We start from the raw sequence: 15,197 nt of genomic DNA, 5'->3' as shown, positions 1-15,197 counted from the left end.
ATATCTAATTACTGAGTTGAGTTCTGATGTTCTTTCATATCCATTCCAGGCATGTTGTCACTATGTTGAGCGTGTTGCTCTGTAGAATTTTCAGCTTTTTTCTGCATTTGCTCTTGTTGTGCTTTGCGCTGTGCTCCTGGCATATAGTCAGGTTCATTGCTCATTGCTAAATAGAAAAAGCCAAGGAAAATCGCACTCAAAACACCAACAATCAGAACAAATTTCCAGCCTAAAATTGCTGACTCGGAAGAATTTTTATCGGACATAAGGATTTCTCGAATGTGCTTTAGAAGCACAAAAATGAAGTCTATTTATAGCATATTTAGGCGTGAGGCTGAAATCTTAAAGGTCATAAAGAAAAACCCATATAAATAAAATATATTTATATGGGTAAGGTTTATGCAGTTTTTAAATATTTAATAAGTCTAAGTTATTGAATATTTTGTTTCTGCTCAGCTTTAGTTTTTAGCAAGGTTGGAGGTGTAAAACGTTCACCATATTTGGCAGCTAATTCTTCAGCTCGTTTTTGTGCTTTATCAGTACCATATTGGTTGAGGAACTGGATCGCACCTCCCGTCCAAGGAGCGTAACCAATACCAAAGATAGAACCGACATTGGCATCAATCACAGACTCCAATACGCCTTCTTCATAGCAGCGTAAAGTATCTAAGGCCTGTACAAACAGAATGCGATCGATTATATCTTGTTCAGAAATGTCGTGATCTTTTTGCCAGCGGTTTAAACCTTCCCATAGATGCTTTTTACCATTTTCTGGATATTCATAGAAACCTGCTCCAGCCGCCTTACCTTTACGGTTTAACTCATGAATCATGGTGTGAACCACTTCATCTACAGAAGTTTTAGGTAAATCTTTTCCTTCAGCTTGCAGGGCTTTACGTGCTTCACTAGCAACATGTTCTGTTAATGTTAAAGACACTTCATCTTGAATAGCGAGTGGTCCAACTGGCATACCAGCTTTCAGTGCTGCCATTTCAATACGTGCTGGGTGAACGCCTTCTGCAAGTAAACGCATACCTTCTTGAATGAATGTACCAAACACACGACTGGTAAAGAAACCACGGCTATCATTGACAACAATCGGCGTTTTTCCAATTTGTTGTACAAAATCGTAGGCTTTAGCAAGTGTCTCTGCGGAGGTATTTTTACCTTTAATAATCTCAACTAACTGCATTTTGTCGACAGGGCTAAAGAAATGCAGACCGATAAAAGCTTTATCATCCTTACTTGCTTGAGCTAAACCTGTAATTGGCAGGGTTGATGTGTTTGATGCCATTACGCCATTAGGCGCTAGATATTGCTCGGCTTCTTGAGTGACTTTAGCTTTGAGCTCTTGGTTTTCAAATACTGCTTCAATAATTAAATCACAGCCTTGAAGATCTTGAGCTGAAGCTGAAGCCGTAATTAGTGATAAAACCTGATCACGTTTTTCTGCGGTCATGCGGCCTTGTGAAACACGTTTATCAAGAAGCTTTTGTGAATAAGCTTTGCCTTTCTCTGCATTTTCAACAGATACATCTTTAAGTACAACAGAAATGCCTTTAATTGCAGTTGAGTAAGCAATGCCAGCACCCATCATGCCAGCACCCAACACACCAACTTTAGTGGCTTGCCATTTTGCAACGTCGGCAGGGCGGCTAGCGCCAGATTTAATTGCATTTAGACCGTGCCAGAAAGTACCGATCATATTTTTAGAAATTTGACCTGTTGTAAGCTGAGTAAAGTAGCGGGACTCAATACGCAGTGCAGTATCGACATCGACTTGAGCACCTTCAACTGCGGCAGCCATAATCGCTTCAGGGGCAGGGTAACAACCTTTAGTTTTGTCTCTTAACATGGCTGGTGCAATTGCAAGAACTTGTGCAACTGCCGGCGTTTTGGGATCGCCACCTGGGATTTTGTAGCCTTTTACATCAAAAGGCTGCTGAGATTTTGGATTTGCTTTTACCCATGCAATTGCTTTATCTAAAAGCTCTTGTTCATTTTCAGCAGTATCGTGAATTAAGCCTAAAGATTTTGCTTTATCAACACCGAACTGTTTTCCTTCCATTAGGAAAGGAAATGCATTTTGAAGCCCAAGCAGACGTACCATACGGACAATACCGCCGCCACCTGGTAGCAAACCTAAAGTGACTTCTGGTAGACCAAATTTGCTTTTTGGGTCATTGATTGCAATACGGTGATGGCAACTTAATGCGATTTCCCAACCACCGCCAAGTGCAGTGCCATTTAATGCTGCAACAACTGGAATGCCTAGCGTTTCAATTGTACGTAAATGACCTTTTAGCTTTTCAACCATATTGAAAAAGTCAGTCGCATGTTCAGGCTGAACTTGAATCAGCTCATCTAGGTCACCGCCTGCAAAGAAAGTTTTTTTTGCTGAGCGGAAAATAACACCTGAAAGCTCTATTTCTGCTTTAAGTTTCTGATTTGCCTCATCGAGCGAGTCACGAAACTCAGCATTCATGGTGTTCGCAGATTGGCCTGTTGAATCAAGCGTTAAAATGACAATATTGTCGGCATTTTTTTCGTATTGAATTGCACTCATCTTTTATATCCCTAATTTTTATACGCGTTCAATAATGGTGGCAATACCCATCCCACCGCCAACACAGAGCGTCGCTAAACCGCGCTTTTTATCTTGTCGTTCAAGCTCATCAAGTAATGTGCCTAAAATCATGGCACCTGTTGCCCCTAACGGATGTCCTAAAGCAATAGCACCGCCATTTACGTTGACTTTTTCAGCAGGGACGTTGAGCTCATTAATAAAACGCATAACGACAGCTGCAAAGGCTTCATTGACTTCAAATAGGTCAATGTCATCAATAGTAAGGCCAGCTTTTTCTAAAGCTTTACGTGCAGCAGGAGCAGGGCCAGTCAGCATGATGGTTGGGTCAGTACCGACTAATGCAGTCGCCAAAACTTTAGCGCGTGGTTTTAAATTTTGTTCTTTTACAGCTTTTTCAGAAGCCAATAAAACTACAGCTGCTCCATCGACAATACCTGATGAGTTACCTGCGTGATGAACATGATTTATTTTTTGTGCTTCCGGATATTTTTGTAAAGCAACTGCATCAAAACCCATTTGCCCCATCATTTCAAAACTTGGGTTGAGCTTCGTTAGACCTTCGAGTGTAGTGCTGCCTTTAATAAACTCATCTTTATCTAAAATCACCACGCCTGCGTGATCTTTTACTGGCACAACTGAGTGATTGAAATAACCATTTGATTGAGCCGCTGCTGCTTTTTGTTGTGACTTTACAGCGAAATTATCTACATCTTCACGGCTATAGCCATCTAAGGTTGCAATGAGGTCAGCGCCGATGCCTTGTGGAACAAATGATGATTTAAGATTTGTTTCTGGATCTAGCGCCCATGGTCCACCATCGGAACCCATTGGAATGCGTGACATTGATTCAACGCCACCAGCAACCACTAAATCTTCCCAACCAGAACGAACTTTCATTGCTGCCATGTTGACTGCTTCTAAGCCTGAAGCACAAAAACGATTGATTTGAACGCCAGCAACATCATCATTCCAGCCAGCTGCAATCGCTGCGGTTTTAGCAATGTCACCGCCTTGATCACCAATAGGAGTTACGCAGCCCAAAACAATGTCGTCGACTTTAGATGTATCGAGTTGATGGCGCTGCTGTAATTCATTTAATAAAGTGGTGAGTAAGGTAATTGGTTTTACTTCATAAAGAGAGCCGTCTTTTTTTCCTTTTCCGCGTGGTGTGCGAATGGCATCAATAATATAAGCCTCGCTCATAACAGTTCCTTTTTTATTGCTTAAAATTTATTTGTGTTTTGAGTGTACTGGTTTTAATAGCGAGTGCAATGACGATAAGCGCACCAGTCAGGTGATGATTTTTGCCAATAGAAATACAAAAAAGCCCAAGTTGAACTTGGGCTAAATGTGAAACTAAAGAGATTTAAGAGTTAGTGATAACCGTGTAGCTGGCGATATAGGCCAGGGGTTACACCCGTCCACTTTTTAAATGCGCGGTGGAACGTACTCGTTTCACTAAAACCAACTTGTTGAGCAACGTCTTCAAGTGTTAATTCAGGATTGAGTAATAAGTGAATTGCAGCATCTCGACGTAAGGCATCTTTTACGCCTTGATAGCTTTTACCTTCAGCAGCCAAGCGACGACGTAAGGTTTGAGGAGATAAATACAACATTGATGCAACGTCATTAAGCGTTGGCATTTCTTCACCAATCTGGCTTTTGAGTACTTCACGAATACGAGAAGTTAGCGAGTTGGTATTTTTGAATTTTACTAAAAGCTGAGCAGGTGCTGCTTTTAAGAATTCTTCTAGCGTTTTTTCATCTTGGCGGATTGGCAAATCAAGATAATCAGCCGCAAAGGTTATTTCAGTACGCGGTGCATCAAACTGCATGACTGGTGCAAAAAATAATGCATCATATTCATCTGCATGCGCAGGACGTGGGTAGCTAAAATGAACACGCTCTAATGGCAAACGGCGTTCAATGAGCCATGATGCTAGACCATGCCAAATCATAAGCATACTTTCGGTAATGAAATGATCTGGATCTAAAGTTTTTGGAATGAGCGGAACTAGACGTGCTTCATGCTTGTCACGCTCTAGGCTGACAGACCATTCATCGCCAAATAATTTGTAAAATTGAGATGACAGTTCAAGGGCTTGGCCCAATGTTTTTGCGTGAATAATCAACTGACACATAATGGCAAAAGTGCCCAGACGACGTGGTTGTACGTCAAATCCAACGTGTTCATCCTGTGTGACCATCCACAACATTTTTATAAAACGAGTGTATTGTTCTGGTGAGATTCGAGCTTTAGGTTGACGTAATAATTCCGCTTCAATGCCCACATGTGAAAGGAGCATTTCAACATCCATGCCAAGGCGCTTTACGCCTGTCAAAGCCGCATTGACGAAGTGGATGCTAATCGTATCGCGACTCATATTGAATCCTTCAGTCTCTTTGATGTTCACTTTAAATTGACCTAAATGACCGTCTAAAAAAATAAATTGGCGATTTACAACAGAGTAAAAGCACTTTTTACATGTTAAATTGCCGAAATGATCAAGGTAAATGGCTGAACATGACATTGTTTTAGAATATTTGCTTAACTAATATAAAAGAAAATATGAATAATAGTGGTTAAAAAAACGATGACGACAGCATTAAATGGACTTAAAGTTCTCGATTTCTCGACACTCTTACCCGGACCTTTTGCCACAATGTACTTAGCCGATATGGGTGCAGAGGTCATCCATATCGAATCTCCATCGCGTCCAGATTTAATTCGGATCATGCCGCCCTATGCAAATGGGCAAGCAACGGCACATAGTTATCTAAACCGCAATAAACAGTCGATTGTTCTCGATTTAAAAGATCCGGCGAGCATTGAATTAATTAAAGCCAAAATTTCCGAGTTTGATATTGTCATAGAGCAGTTTCGACCTGATGTCATGCGCCGTCTAGGATTAGATTACTCAACACTTGCCGAAATTAATCCGCGCTTAATTTACTGCTCAATTACAGGTTATGGACAAACAGGGAGCTATAAAGACAGAGCTGGGCATGACATTAACTATTTAGCTTTAGCCGGTATTGCTGGGTATAGCGGCCGACAAGACAGTGGTCCGCCACCGCTGGGTATTCAAGTTGCAGATATTGCAGGTGGTTCACTTCATGCTGTTATTGCTATGTTAGCCGCAGTGGTTGAACGCGGGCGTAGTGGTATGGGGCAATATATTGATATTTCCATGACCGATTGTGTTGCTAGCTTAAATAGTATGGCTGCATCAGCGACACTTGCTGCACAGGTCGAGCAGGCCCCAGAGCATGGAATGCTTAATGGTGGCATTTTCTATGATTACTATATGACTCAAGATGGTCGTTATCTTTCAATTGGTAGTCTTGAACCACAATTTATGTCAGGTTTATCAATCGCGCTTGATTTGCCACTATTATTACAAAAAGGTGCTTCATTAGATGTCGAAGATCGACAAGAAGTTAAACAAGCCATTCAAGAAAAAATTAAAAGTAAAACATTTAAAGAATGGCATGAAATATTTGCAAATCTTGATGTGTGTGTAGAACCTGTCTTAAGTCTAAATGAGGCGTTAAATTCACCCCTAGCACAACAACGTGGATGGATTGTGGATGTACCTTTGCAAAATAATACAGCAGATACAGAACCACAATTAGCTTGTCCAATTAAGTTTTCAAGATCAAAAATGAGATATTCCTTTATAGGTCAAAAGCTTGGTGAAGGACAATGGTAAAGAGCAGAGTCCTTTTCTTATACAATGTGTATTAAGATTATTATTAGATTAATCAATTGATTAACATTTTGAATAATTTCTTTACATAAAATTAGCGTACCCTTTATAAACAAAGACATAAAAGGTACTTAAACATGAAAACACATAAATCCTTGATGGCTTCCTGTTTATCCGTTTTATCAATTACTCTTTTTATACAGCACGCACAAGCTGCTGCTGCATTCGACCCAAATAGTCCGTGGATGTTGGGTGATTGGAACGGTCAACGCACTGCGTTACAAGCACAAGGTTATGATTTTTCTTTTGGATATACCGGTGAATATGCCGGTATTTTAGATTCAAAAAATACCTCTTCGCATGGTAGTGCTTATACGGGGCAACTTGCCTTAGGAAGTCATTTTGATTTAAACAAAATTTTAGGGTGGCAAGATACTGAAGCTCAAATCACATTAACTTATCGTGATGGGCAATCACTTTCTGAACATTCGCCAGCTTTAGCAGGACATTTGAGTTCTGCACAAGAAGTGTGGGGGCGTGAGCAAACTTGGCGTTTAACAGATTTGTGGATTAAGAAGAAATTCCTTGATCAGAAGTTAGACGTTAAAGTCGGTCGTTTTGGGGAAGGTGAAGACTTTAATAGTTTTGACTGTGATTTCCAGAACTTGGCGCTTTGTGGCTCGCAAGTCGGTAACTGGGTCGGTGATCAGTGGTATAACTGGCCCGTGAGCCAATGGGCTATGCGAGTTAAATATAACTTGCAACCCGATTTATATACGCAAGTGGGTGTATATGAATATAACCCTGAAAACTTAGACCGAGGCAAAGGTTTTAACCTAAGCACGGATGGTTCGCACGGTGCAATTATTCCAGCCGAAGTGGTGTGGTCACCTAAATTAGGTGCTCAAAGCATGGCTGGTGAATACCGTTTAGGTTATTACTACAGTACTGCTGATGCCGAAGAAATTACGAATCCAACCAAGACATCTCACAAGCAAGGTGTTTGGGTAACTGCAAAACAAAAATTATTCCAGCCTGCGGATCAAACAGACCGTGGTTTGACTGGGTTTGTGAACCTGACGTTCCACGACTCTGATACCAACAAAATTGATAACATGCAAAATGTAGGCTTAGTCTATAAAGGTTTGCTCAATCAACGTCCTCAAGATGAGTTGGCACTTGGTGTTGCTCGTATTCATATCAATGATGATTGGAGCGATATTCAAGCCAAAGAATATGACACTGAATACAATACCGAGCTTTACTACGGGATTCATGCCACTAACTGGCTGACTATCCGTCCAAATGTGCAATATGTTCGTCATGTTGGTGCATTAAAAAATGGTGATAACACTTGGGTAGGCGGTATTAAATTCTCAACTGCATTCTAAGCGTAATTACTCTGAAAACGGATTGTCGAGGGCTAAATCATTGATTGACGTAACTTGACCTTCCGTTTTTTCTTTATGCCTGAGTTTTGTTTTAGATGTATTGATAGGCCGATTTTTGATTAAAAGCTTGGCCTATCTTTCCGATAAAAATGATTGATAAGAGGTGGTTTATGACTCAACCTACTTCAAGATCAGGTTTAACGACTTTTACCGTAATTATTATTGGGTTATTAGCGTTATTCCTGTTAATTGGAGGTATTTGGCTCGCTACATTAGGCGGTTCAATTTACTATATTATTGCTGGTGTATTACTTCTCATTGTTACGTGGCAACTCTATAAGCGCGCATCTACAGCATTGTGGGTGTACGCTGCTTTAATGCTAGGCACCATTGTTTGGGGTGTCTGGGAAGTTGGAACAGACTTTTGGGCGCTTGCACCTCGTTTAGATATTTTAGGTATTCTTGGTTTATGGTTATTGGTTCCAGCCGTAACTCGTGGAATCAGCAACCTTGGATCAAGTAAAGTTGCCTTATCTTCAACTTTAGCGATTGCAATCGTGTTGATGGTTTATTCTATCTTCAACGATCCGCAAGAAATTAATGGTGAGATCAAAACACCTCAACCAGAAACAGCTCAAGCTGTGCCTGGTGTGGCAGAGAGCGACTGGCCAGCTTATGGCCGTACTCAAGCGGGTGAACGTTATTCTCCATTGAAACAGATTAATGATCAGAACGTAAAAGACCTAAAAGTGGCTTGGACACTGCGTACTGGTGATCTCAAAACAGATAATGATTCTGGCGAAACAACCAATCAGGTTACACCGATTAAAATCGGTAATAACATGTTTATCTGTACGGCTCACCAGCAATTAATTTCAATTGATCCAGCTACAGGTAAAGAAAAATGGCGTTTTGATCCGAAGTTGAAAACGGATAAATCGTTCCAGCATTTAACTTGTCGTGGTGTGATGTACTACGATGCAAACAATACAACTGAGTTTGCAACGAGTCTTCAAGGCAAGAAATCTAGCTCTACACAATGTCCTCGTAAGGTCTTTGTACCAGTCAATGACGGACGTTTAGTTGCTGTGAATGCTGACACAGGTAAAGCATGTACTGACTTTGGTGAAAATGGTGAAGTGAATTTACAAAAATTCATGCCATATGCTTATCCAGGTGGTTATAACCCAACATCTCCGGGTGTTGTGACAGGTTCAACTGTAGTCATTGCTGGTTCAGTCACTGATAACTATTCAAGTAAAGAGCCATCTGGTGTAATTCGTGGATACGATGTTAACACTGGTAAGCTTCTTTGGGCATTCGATACAGGCGCAGCAGATCCAAATGCAATGCCAGGCGAAGGTACAACCTTTGTTCATAACTCGCCAAATGCTTGGGCACCTTTAGCATACGATGCAAAACTTGATATCGTTTATGTTCCAACAGGTGTAGGTACTCCAGATATCTGGGGTGGTGACCGTACTGAGTTAAAAGAGCGTTATGCAAACTCAATGTTAGCGATAAATGCTTCAACTGGTAAATTGATATGGAACTTCCAGACAACTCATCACGATTTGTGGGATATGGATGTACCATCGCAACCATCTTTGGCGGATATTAAAGACAAAGCAGGTAAAACCGTTCCAGCAATCTATGTATTGACTAAAACAGGTAATGCCTTTGTTCTTGATCGTCGTAATGGTCAACCAATTGTTCCTGTAACTGAAAAACCAGTTCCACAAACAGTTAAGCGTGGACCACAAACCAAAGGCGAGCATTATTCAAAAACTCAGCCATTCTCTGACTTGAACTTGGCACCACAAGATAAATTGACTGATAAAGATATGTGGGGTGCCACAATGCTTGATCAGCTCATGTGTCGTGTATCTTTCAAACGTCTTAATTACGATGGTATTTATACCCCACCATCTGAAAACGGTACTTTAGTTTTCCCTGGTAACTTAGGTGTGTTTGAATGGGGTGGTATGTCGGTTAACCCTGATCGTCAGGTTGCTGTCATGAATCCGATTGGTCTGCCATTCGTAAGCCGTCTAATTCCTGAAGATCCAAACCGTGCAGAAACTGCAAAAGGTGCAGGAACTGAGCAGGGTATTCAGCCGATGTATGGCGTACCTTATGGTGTAGAAATCAGTGCATTCTTATCTCCACTTGGTTTACCTTGTAAACAACCAGCTTGGGGTTATGTTGCTGGCGTAGATTTGAAAACGCATCAAGTTGTATGGAAAAAACGTATTGGTACTATCCGCGATAGCTTACCGAAACTGTTCCAATTACCAGCTGTGAAAATTGGTGTTCCTGGTTTAGGTGGTTCAATTTCTACCGCAGGTAATGTCATGTTTGTTGGTGCAACTCAAGATAACTACATCCGTGCGTTTAACGTTACTAACGGTAAGAAACTTTGGGAAGCACGTTTACCAGCAGGTGGACAAGCAACACCAATGACTTATGAAATTAATGGTAAGCAATATGTTGTGATTATGGCCGGTGGTCATGGTTCATTTGGTACGAAAATGGGCGACTATTTAGTGGCTTATGCATTGCCAGATAACAAATAAACGTTTGCTATAAAAAAAGCCCAGATTTATCTGGGCTTTTTTTATGTCGATTTATATAAGCTTATCAATAAAACCGTTATTAAATATGCAAAAAAAGCATTTTATTGATGAATGAAAGCTCGCTATGCTATCTGCCTTAATAATGAATCTACTAGCCATACGCCATGTATTTATATACCGATTTCGACCAGCAGCTGGTTAATGAACGAGTTGCTCAGTTCCGTGATCAGACTGAACGCTATTTAGCTGGCAAACTTTCTGAAGATGAATATCGTCCGTTACGTTTGCAAAATGGTTTATATGTGCAACGCTATGCGCCTATGCTGCGTATTGCTGTGCCGTATGGCTTAATGAATTCTAAGCAATTACGTAAAGTTGCTGAAGTTTCAACTACTTATGATCGTGGTTATGCACACGTATCTACACGTCAAAACATCCAGTTGAACTGGCCTGCACTTGAAGATGTGCCAGATATTTTGGCTGAACTTGCAACTGTACAAATGCATGCCATTCAAACCAGTGGTAACTGTATTCGTAACACAACGACTGACCAATATGCAGGTGTGGTTGCTGGTGAAATTGCAGACCCACGTCCAACATGTGAATTGATTCGTCAGTGGAGTACATTCCACCCAGAATTTGCATTCTTGCCACGTAAGTTCAAAATTGCTGTTTCTGCACTTGAAGAAAAAGATCGTGCGGCAACTGCATTTCACGATATTGGTGTTTATATCGTGCGTAATGAAGCGGGTGAAATCGGCTATAAAATTATGGCTGGTGGTGGTTTAGGCCGTACTCCAATCATTGGTAGCGTTATTCGTGAGTTTTTACCACGTGAAGATTTAATTGCTTATTTAGAAGCGGTTCTACGTGTTTATAACTTGCATGGCCGTCGTGATAATAAATACAAAGCGCGTATTAAAATTCTAGTTAAAGCATTAACTCCTGAAGTATTTGCACAGAAAGTTGAAGCTGAATTTGAACATACACGTGAAGCGTTGAAAATTCAGCCAGAAATCTTGAAAAAATTGGATGAAGAATTCACCCCGTTTGATTATCAAGATTTAGCTGATGAAGACTTTACAGCTTTATTTGCTGAGCATCCAAAATTCAAACAGTGGTTCAACATCAACACGCATGCGCATAAAGTGAAGGGCTATCGTATTGTTACGATTTCTCTAAAACGTGCAGGTATCGCACCGGGCGATATGACCACTGAAGAAATGAACTTTATTGCAGATCTTGCTGATAAATATACTTTCGGTGAACTCCGCACGACTCATGAGCAAAACATTGCTTTGGCAGATGTGCCTCAAAAAGATTTGTTCGATGTATGGCAAGCGCTTGAACAGCAAAATATGGCACGTGCACATATTGGTTTTATTACCGATATTATTAGTTGCCCGGGCGGTGATTTCTGTTCACTTGCAAATGCGAAATCAATTCCAATTGCTGAAGCAATTACACGTCGTTTCGATGACTTAGACAAAGTTTATGACCTTGGCCATTTAGACTTAAATATTTCTGGTTGTATGAATGCTTGTGGTCACCACCACGTAGGTAACATCGGTATTTTAGGTGTAGATAAGAAAGGTGCTGAATTCTACCAAATTACATTAGGTGGTAATTCAGACCATGATGCATCAATCGGTGACATCTTAGGGCCATCATTTGCAGCAGATGTTGTGCCTGATGTAATTGAGGAAGTATTAAATACTTATCTTGATTTGCGTACGGAAGGTGAGCGTTTTGTTGATACATATCGCCGTGTAGGAATTCAACCATTTAAGGAGCGTGCATATGCTTAATACAGCTCTACCAGTGCTTTATAAAGATGGCACGATTGCAGACAATACTTATCAAATCATTGCTGAAGATGGTGTTATTCCTCAAGGTGACGTTGTTGTAACAACGGCTCAACTAGACCAATTAACTAACGTTCAAGGCAAAAAAGCTTTGTATGTGACTGTGAATGATTCACCTGAAAATCATACTTTCCCATTAAATGAACTTGATGCAATTTTCATTGACTTTGCGGGTTTTGGTGATGGCCGAGGCTACTCATTTGCAGCACTATTACGCCGCCAAGGTTTTCAAGGTGAGTTACGTGCAACAGGTGATGTGTTTAAGGATGTCTTGAACTACTTAAAGCGTTCTGGTTTTGATAGCTTTATCGTAAAAGAAGGCAAAGACGTACAAGAAGCTGCGGCAGGTTTGCAAGACTTTACCAATCCGTATCAAGCTTCAACTGGTGTGCCAGAAGCGAGTTATCAAACAGGTGCTTAATAAACCCTGAAATAAAAAATCCCGCAATTTGCGGGATTTTTTTATATTGAAAATTATGTATCAAGTTGGCAGTTAACCATCCACTTTATACCAAATTGATCGGTAAATGCTCCGTACAATGCTCCCCAGAATGTTTTTTCTAGAGGCATTTCAATTTGACCGTTAACAGACAAAGCATCAAAAAGTTGTTTAGCTTTTTCTTGCTCGTCCTTTTCAAGATTAATTGCGATGTAGTGATTATTGCCTTGGGTAAAAACACTGTTAGGCGCACAGAATTGATCATTTGTATCTGATGCCATAAGTACAGTGTATTCATTAATGGGTAGAGATACGTGAAGAACCAGATTTTTATTCGCTTCTGATAGGGTCACACCTTCTGTGGGTGGCATATCACCATAGCGACTCAACATGGCGAACTCGCCGCCAAAAACTGATTTATAAAAATTAAAGGCTTGCTCTGCCTGACCTTGAAAGTTGAGATAGTGATTGAGTTGCATTGTTATTGTCCATTGTTGTTTTCGTTTAAAAGAATAAGTTAAAACTTAAAAGTGATTTTGTGGGTCATTTTTTGTAGTTTTTTCATAAAAAAAACCCACCGAAGTGGGATTTTAAAAATAGTTAATTTTAATTAAATAAGTTCAATCGCAACTGCTGTTGCTTCACCACCACCAATACAAAGTGCTGCAATACCTCTTTTACCGCCAGTACGTTTCAGCGCATGAATCAGCGTAAGAATAATACGAGAACCTGTTGAACCTACTGGATGGCCTAATGCACAAGCCCCACCATTGATATTGACTTTTTCAGCATCAAGTTTGAAATCATCAATTGGGCACATGGTAACCATGGCAAAAGCTTCATTAATTTCCCATAGGTCAACATCTTGCGCATTCCAACCCGCTTTTTTCAGAACTTTCTCGATGGCACCAACAGGGGCAATGGTAAATTCTGAAGGATGCTGAGAGTTTGAAGCTGTTGCAATAATTTTTGCCAGTGGTTGTAAACCACGTTGAGTAGCAACCTCACTTGAAGTTAATACTAATGCAGATGCACCATCTGAAATAGAGCTTGCATTTGCTGCGGTAATTGTACCGTCTTTTGCGAAAGCTGGTTTAAGTGAAGGAATTTTGTCTATCTTTGCATTTAGAGGTTGTTCATCTTGATCAACGACAACATCGCCTTTGCGACTAGGTACGGTAACTGAAACAATTTCATCTTTGAAATAACCTTCGGTAATTGCCGTTTGAGCACGTTTCAAAGAACGAATTGCAAAGTCATCCATTTGCTCACGTGTATAACCACGTGTATTTGCCATATCTTGGGCAAAAGACCCCATTAAACGACCAGTTTCGGCATCTTCAAGTCCATCAAAAAACATATGATCCTTAATTTCACCATGGCCCATACGATAGCCAGCGCGTGCTTTTGGTAAAACATAAGGCGCGTTTGTCATAGATTCCATACCGCCAGCAACAACAATTTCAGCACTGCCTGCTTTAATCATATCAGTTGCTTGCATCACGGCTTTCATGCCAGAGCCACAAAGCTTATTAATAGTTACCGCACCTGTAGAGTCAGGTAAGCCTGCTTTGCGCATTGCTTGACGAGCAGGGCCTTGTTTTAAGCCAGCAGGAAGAACACAGCCCATAATGACTTCTTCGACATCCGTAGGTTGTAAACCTGCTCTTGCGATTGCTTCTTTAATGGTTACTGCACCTAATTCGGGAGCAGTCAGTCCTGATAATACTCCTTGAAAACCACCCATAGCAGTACGAGCACCATTAATAATTACGATGTCAGTCATTGTTGTAATCTCCGATTGTTCTTTATCTCAAATTAAGAAAACATTAAAACTTAAGCAGTATATTGCAAAATGGGGGATGGCTTGGATTCTGTATTAGACTGTGGAGTTCTAACATTTTTTAAGGTCTTCTAAACGAATATGCCCCATTTTGCTGAGAACTAATTTAAAGTTTTTAAGCTGGTCATAAGAACAATACGTAAAACTGCCATTAGATTCGCGTGGCAGTCCTGTGTCTCCCTGAAATACAATACTATTTATTTTTTTGCCGAATTTTTGAAATTTTAAAGAACCATAACGATGATTAAGTTCCACATTGGCCAATATCACTTCATTGCTTTCTCTTTGAAGATTATGATTTGTGTCTACAAAGCTTATAAGGCTTGTATCCCAATTACTATTACACCGCATCAAATCAACACTTGGGCACAGTACAATACTCTTATGTCTTAGAATTGCATCGTATTTGGCTTTTTGTATATGAATTGTGAGTAGTCGAGGAGTGTTTTTTAATTCTACAGAAGCCATAAATTGATGGTATAAAGGAAATGCTATAGTAAGCACAGTTATAAGGATTGTGAGCGTTATAGTGAGTTCAATTAGGGTGAAACCGAGAGATTTAAACATTAACATTCCTTAATATATATATAAATATTTTGATTTTATACGTTCTATCAATGATTTATAAGAATTTTTATAATAAGGAAACACAAAATTAAATAAAGGTTATCAGAAAGCTAGAATACTGGTAAAATCACCCTAAGCGAAACAACGAAGTTGTTCATATTTGCTAGTTGAGTAAAAAATTACCGAATTACAACGGAAATTGTAAGTAATTTTGTCAAT

General features: G+C 40.1%; 12 protein-coding genes. 5 read left to right on the top strand and 7 right to left on the bottom strand.

The annotated features are described in order from the left end of the window. Window positions 1–8 precede the first annotated feature (8 nt). The 4 genes from WA249_RS03990 to WA249_RS03975 all read right to left on the bottom strand — a co-directional run bounded on the left by WA249_RS03990 (window position 9) and on the right by WA249_RS03975 (window position 4,971). Window positions 9–266, bottom strand: coding sequence for a hypothetical protein (locus WA249_RS03990; RefSeq protein ID WP_336166566.1), 258 nt, complete (start codon window positions 264–266; stop codon window positions 9–11). Window positions 267–430: 164 nt separating this feature from the next. Then, window positions 431–2,566, bottom strand: a complete 2,136-nt coding sequence (locus WA249_RS03985; protein WP_336166565.1) for a 3-hydroxyacyl-CoA dehydrogenase NAD-binding domain-containing protein — start codon at window positions 2,564–2,566, stop codon at window positions 431–433. Between the two features lie 18 nt (window positions 2,567–2,584). Then, window positions 2,585–3,790 carry an acetyl-CoA C-acetyltransferase gene (locus tag WA249_RS03980; protein WP_336166564.1) on the bottom strand — a complete coding sequence of 402 codons (1,206 nt, stop codon included), beginning with the start codon at window positions 3,788–3,790 and terminating at the stop codon, window positions 2,585–2,587. A 170-nt stretch (window positions 3,791–3,960) separates the two neighbouring features. Next, window positions 3,961–4,971 carry an AraC family transcriptional regulator gene (locus tag WA249_RS03975; RefSeq protein ID WP_004789200.1) on the bottom strand — a complete coding sequence of 337 codons (1,011 nt, stop codon included), beginning with the start codon at window positions 4,969–4,971 and terminating at the stop codon, window positions 3,961–3,963. Between the two features lie 210 nt (window positions 4,972–5,181). On the opposite strand from WA249_RS03975, the gene WA249_RS03970 reads away from it, so the two are divergent. From WA249_RS03970 to WA249_RS03950, 5 genes are all read left to right on the top strand, one after another. Continuing rightward, entirely contained in the window at window positions 5,182–6,300 is a 1,119-nt protein-coding gene (locus WA249_RS03970) for a CaiB/BaiF CoA transferase family protein (protein ID WP_336166563.1), read from the top strand. 155 nt (window positions 6,301–6,455) lie between these two features. Beyond that, entirely contained in the window at window positions 6,456–7,688 is a 1,233-nt protein-coding gene (locus WA249_RS03965) for a carbohydrate porin (RefSeq protein WP_336166633.1), read from the top strand. A gap of 170 nt (window positions 7,689–7,858) precedes the next feature. Further along, on the top strand, window positions 7,859–10,264 hold the full coding sequence (locus WA249_RS03960; protein WP_336166562.1) for a glucose/quinate/shikimate family membrane-bound PQQ-dependent dehydrogenase: 2,406 nt from the start codon (window positions 7,859–7,861) through the stop codon (window positions 10,262–10,264). Window positions 10,265–10,428: 164 nt separating this feature from the next. Then, window positions 10,429–12,072: a nitrite/sulfite reductase gene (locus WA249_RS03955; protein ID WP_336166561.1), complete on the top strand. Its 1,644-nt coding sequence runs from the start codon at window positions 10,429–10,431 to the stop codon at window positions 12,070–12,072. Further along, window positions 12,065–12,550 carry a DUF934 domain-containing protein gene (locus WA249_RS03950; RefSeq protein ID WP_336166560.1) on the top strand — a complete coding sequence of 162 codons (486 nt, stop codon included), beginning with the start codon at window positions 12,065–12,067 and terminating at the stop codon, window positions 12,548–12,550. Before WA249_RS03955 ends, WA249_RS03950 begins: the two co-directional genes overlap by 8 nt. Window positions 12,551–12,603: 53 nt before the next feature. Here WA249_RS03950 and WA249_RS03945 read toward each other — a convergent pair whose 3' ends face one another. The 3 genes from WA249_RS03945 to WA249_RS03935 form a co-directional block, all read right to left on the bottom strand. Next, a complete protein-coding gene (locus WA249_RS03945; RefSeq protein ID WP_016137165.1) occupies window positions 12,604–13,047 on the bottom strand; it encodes a VOC family protein in 444 nt (147 codons plus the stop codon). Window positions 13,048–13,178: 131 nt separating this feature from the next. After that, entirely contained in the window at window positions 13,179–14,354 is a 1,176-nt protein-coding gene (locus WA249_RS03940; protein WP_336166559.1) for a thiolase family protein, read from the bottom strand. A gap of 108 nt (window positions 14,355–14,462) precedes the next feature. Then, on the bottom strand, window positions 14,463–14,978 hold the full coding sequence (locus WA249_RS03935; protein ID WP_336166558.1) for a GspH/FimT family protein: 516 nt from the start codon (window positions 14,976–14,978) through the stop codon (window positions 14,463–14,465). Window positions 14,979–15,197: the final 219 nt, after the last annotated feature.

Origin of the sequence: Acinetobacter sp. 161(2023) (genome assembly GCF_037027805.1) — a bacterium.
In the GTDB taxonomy this organism is placed as follows: Bacteria; Pseudomonadota; Gammaproteobacteria; order Pseudomonadales; family Moraxellaceae; genus Acinetobacter.
This window is presented reverse-complemented; position numbering and strand designations above follow the sequence as displayed.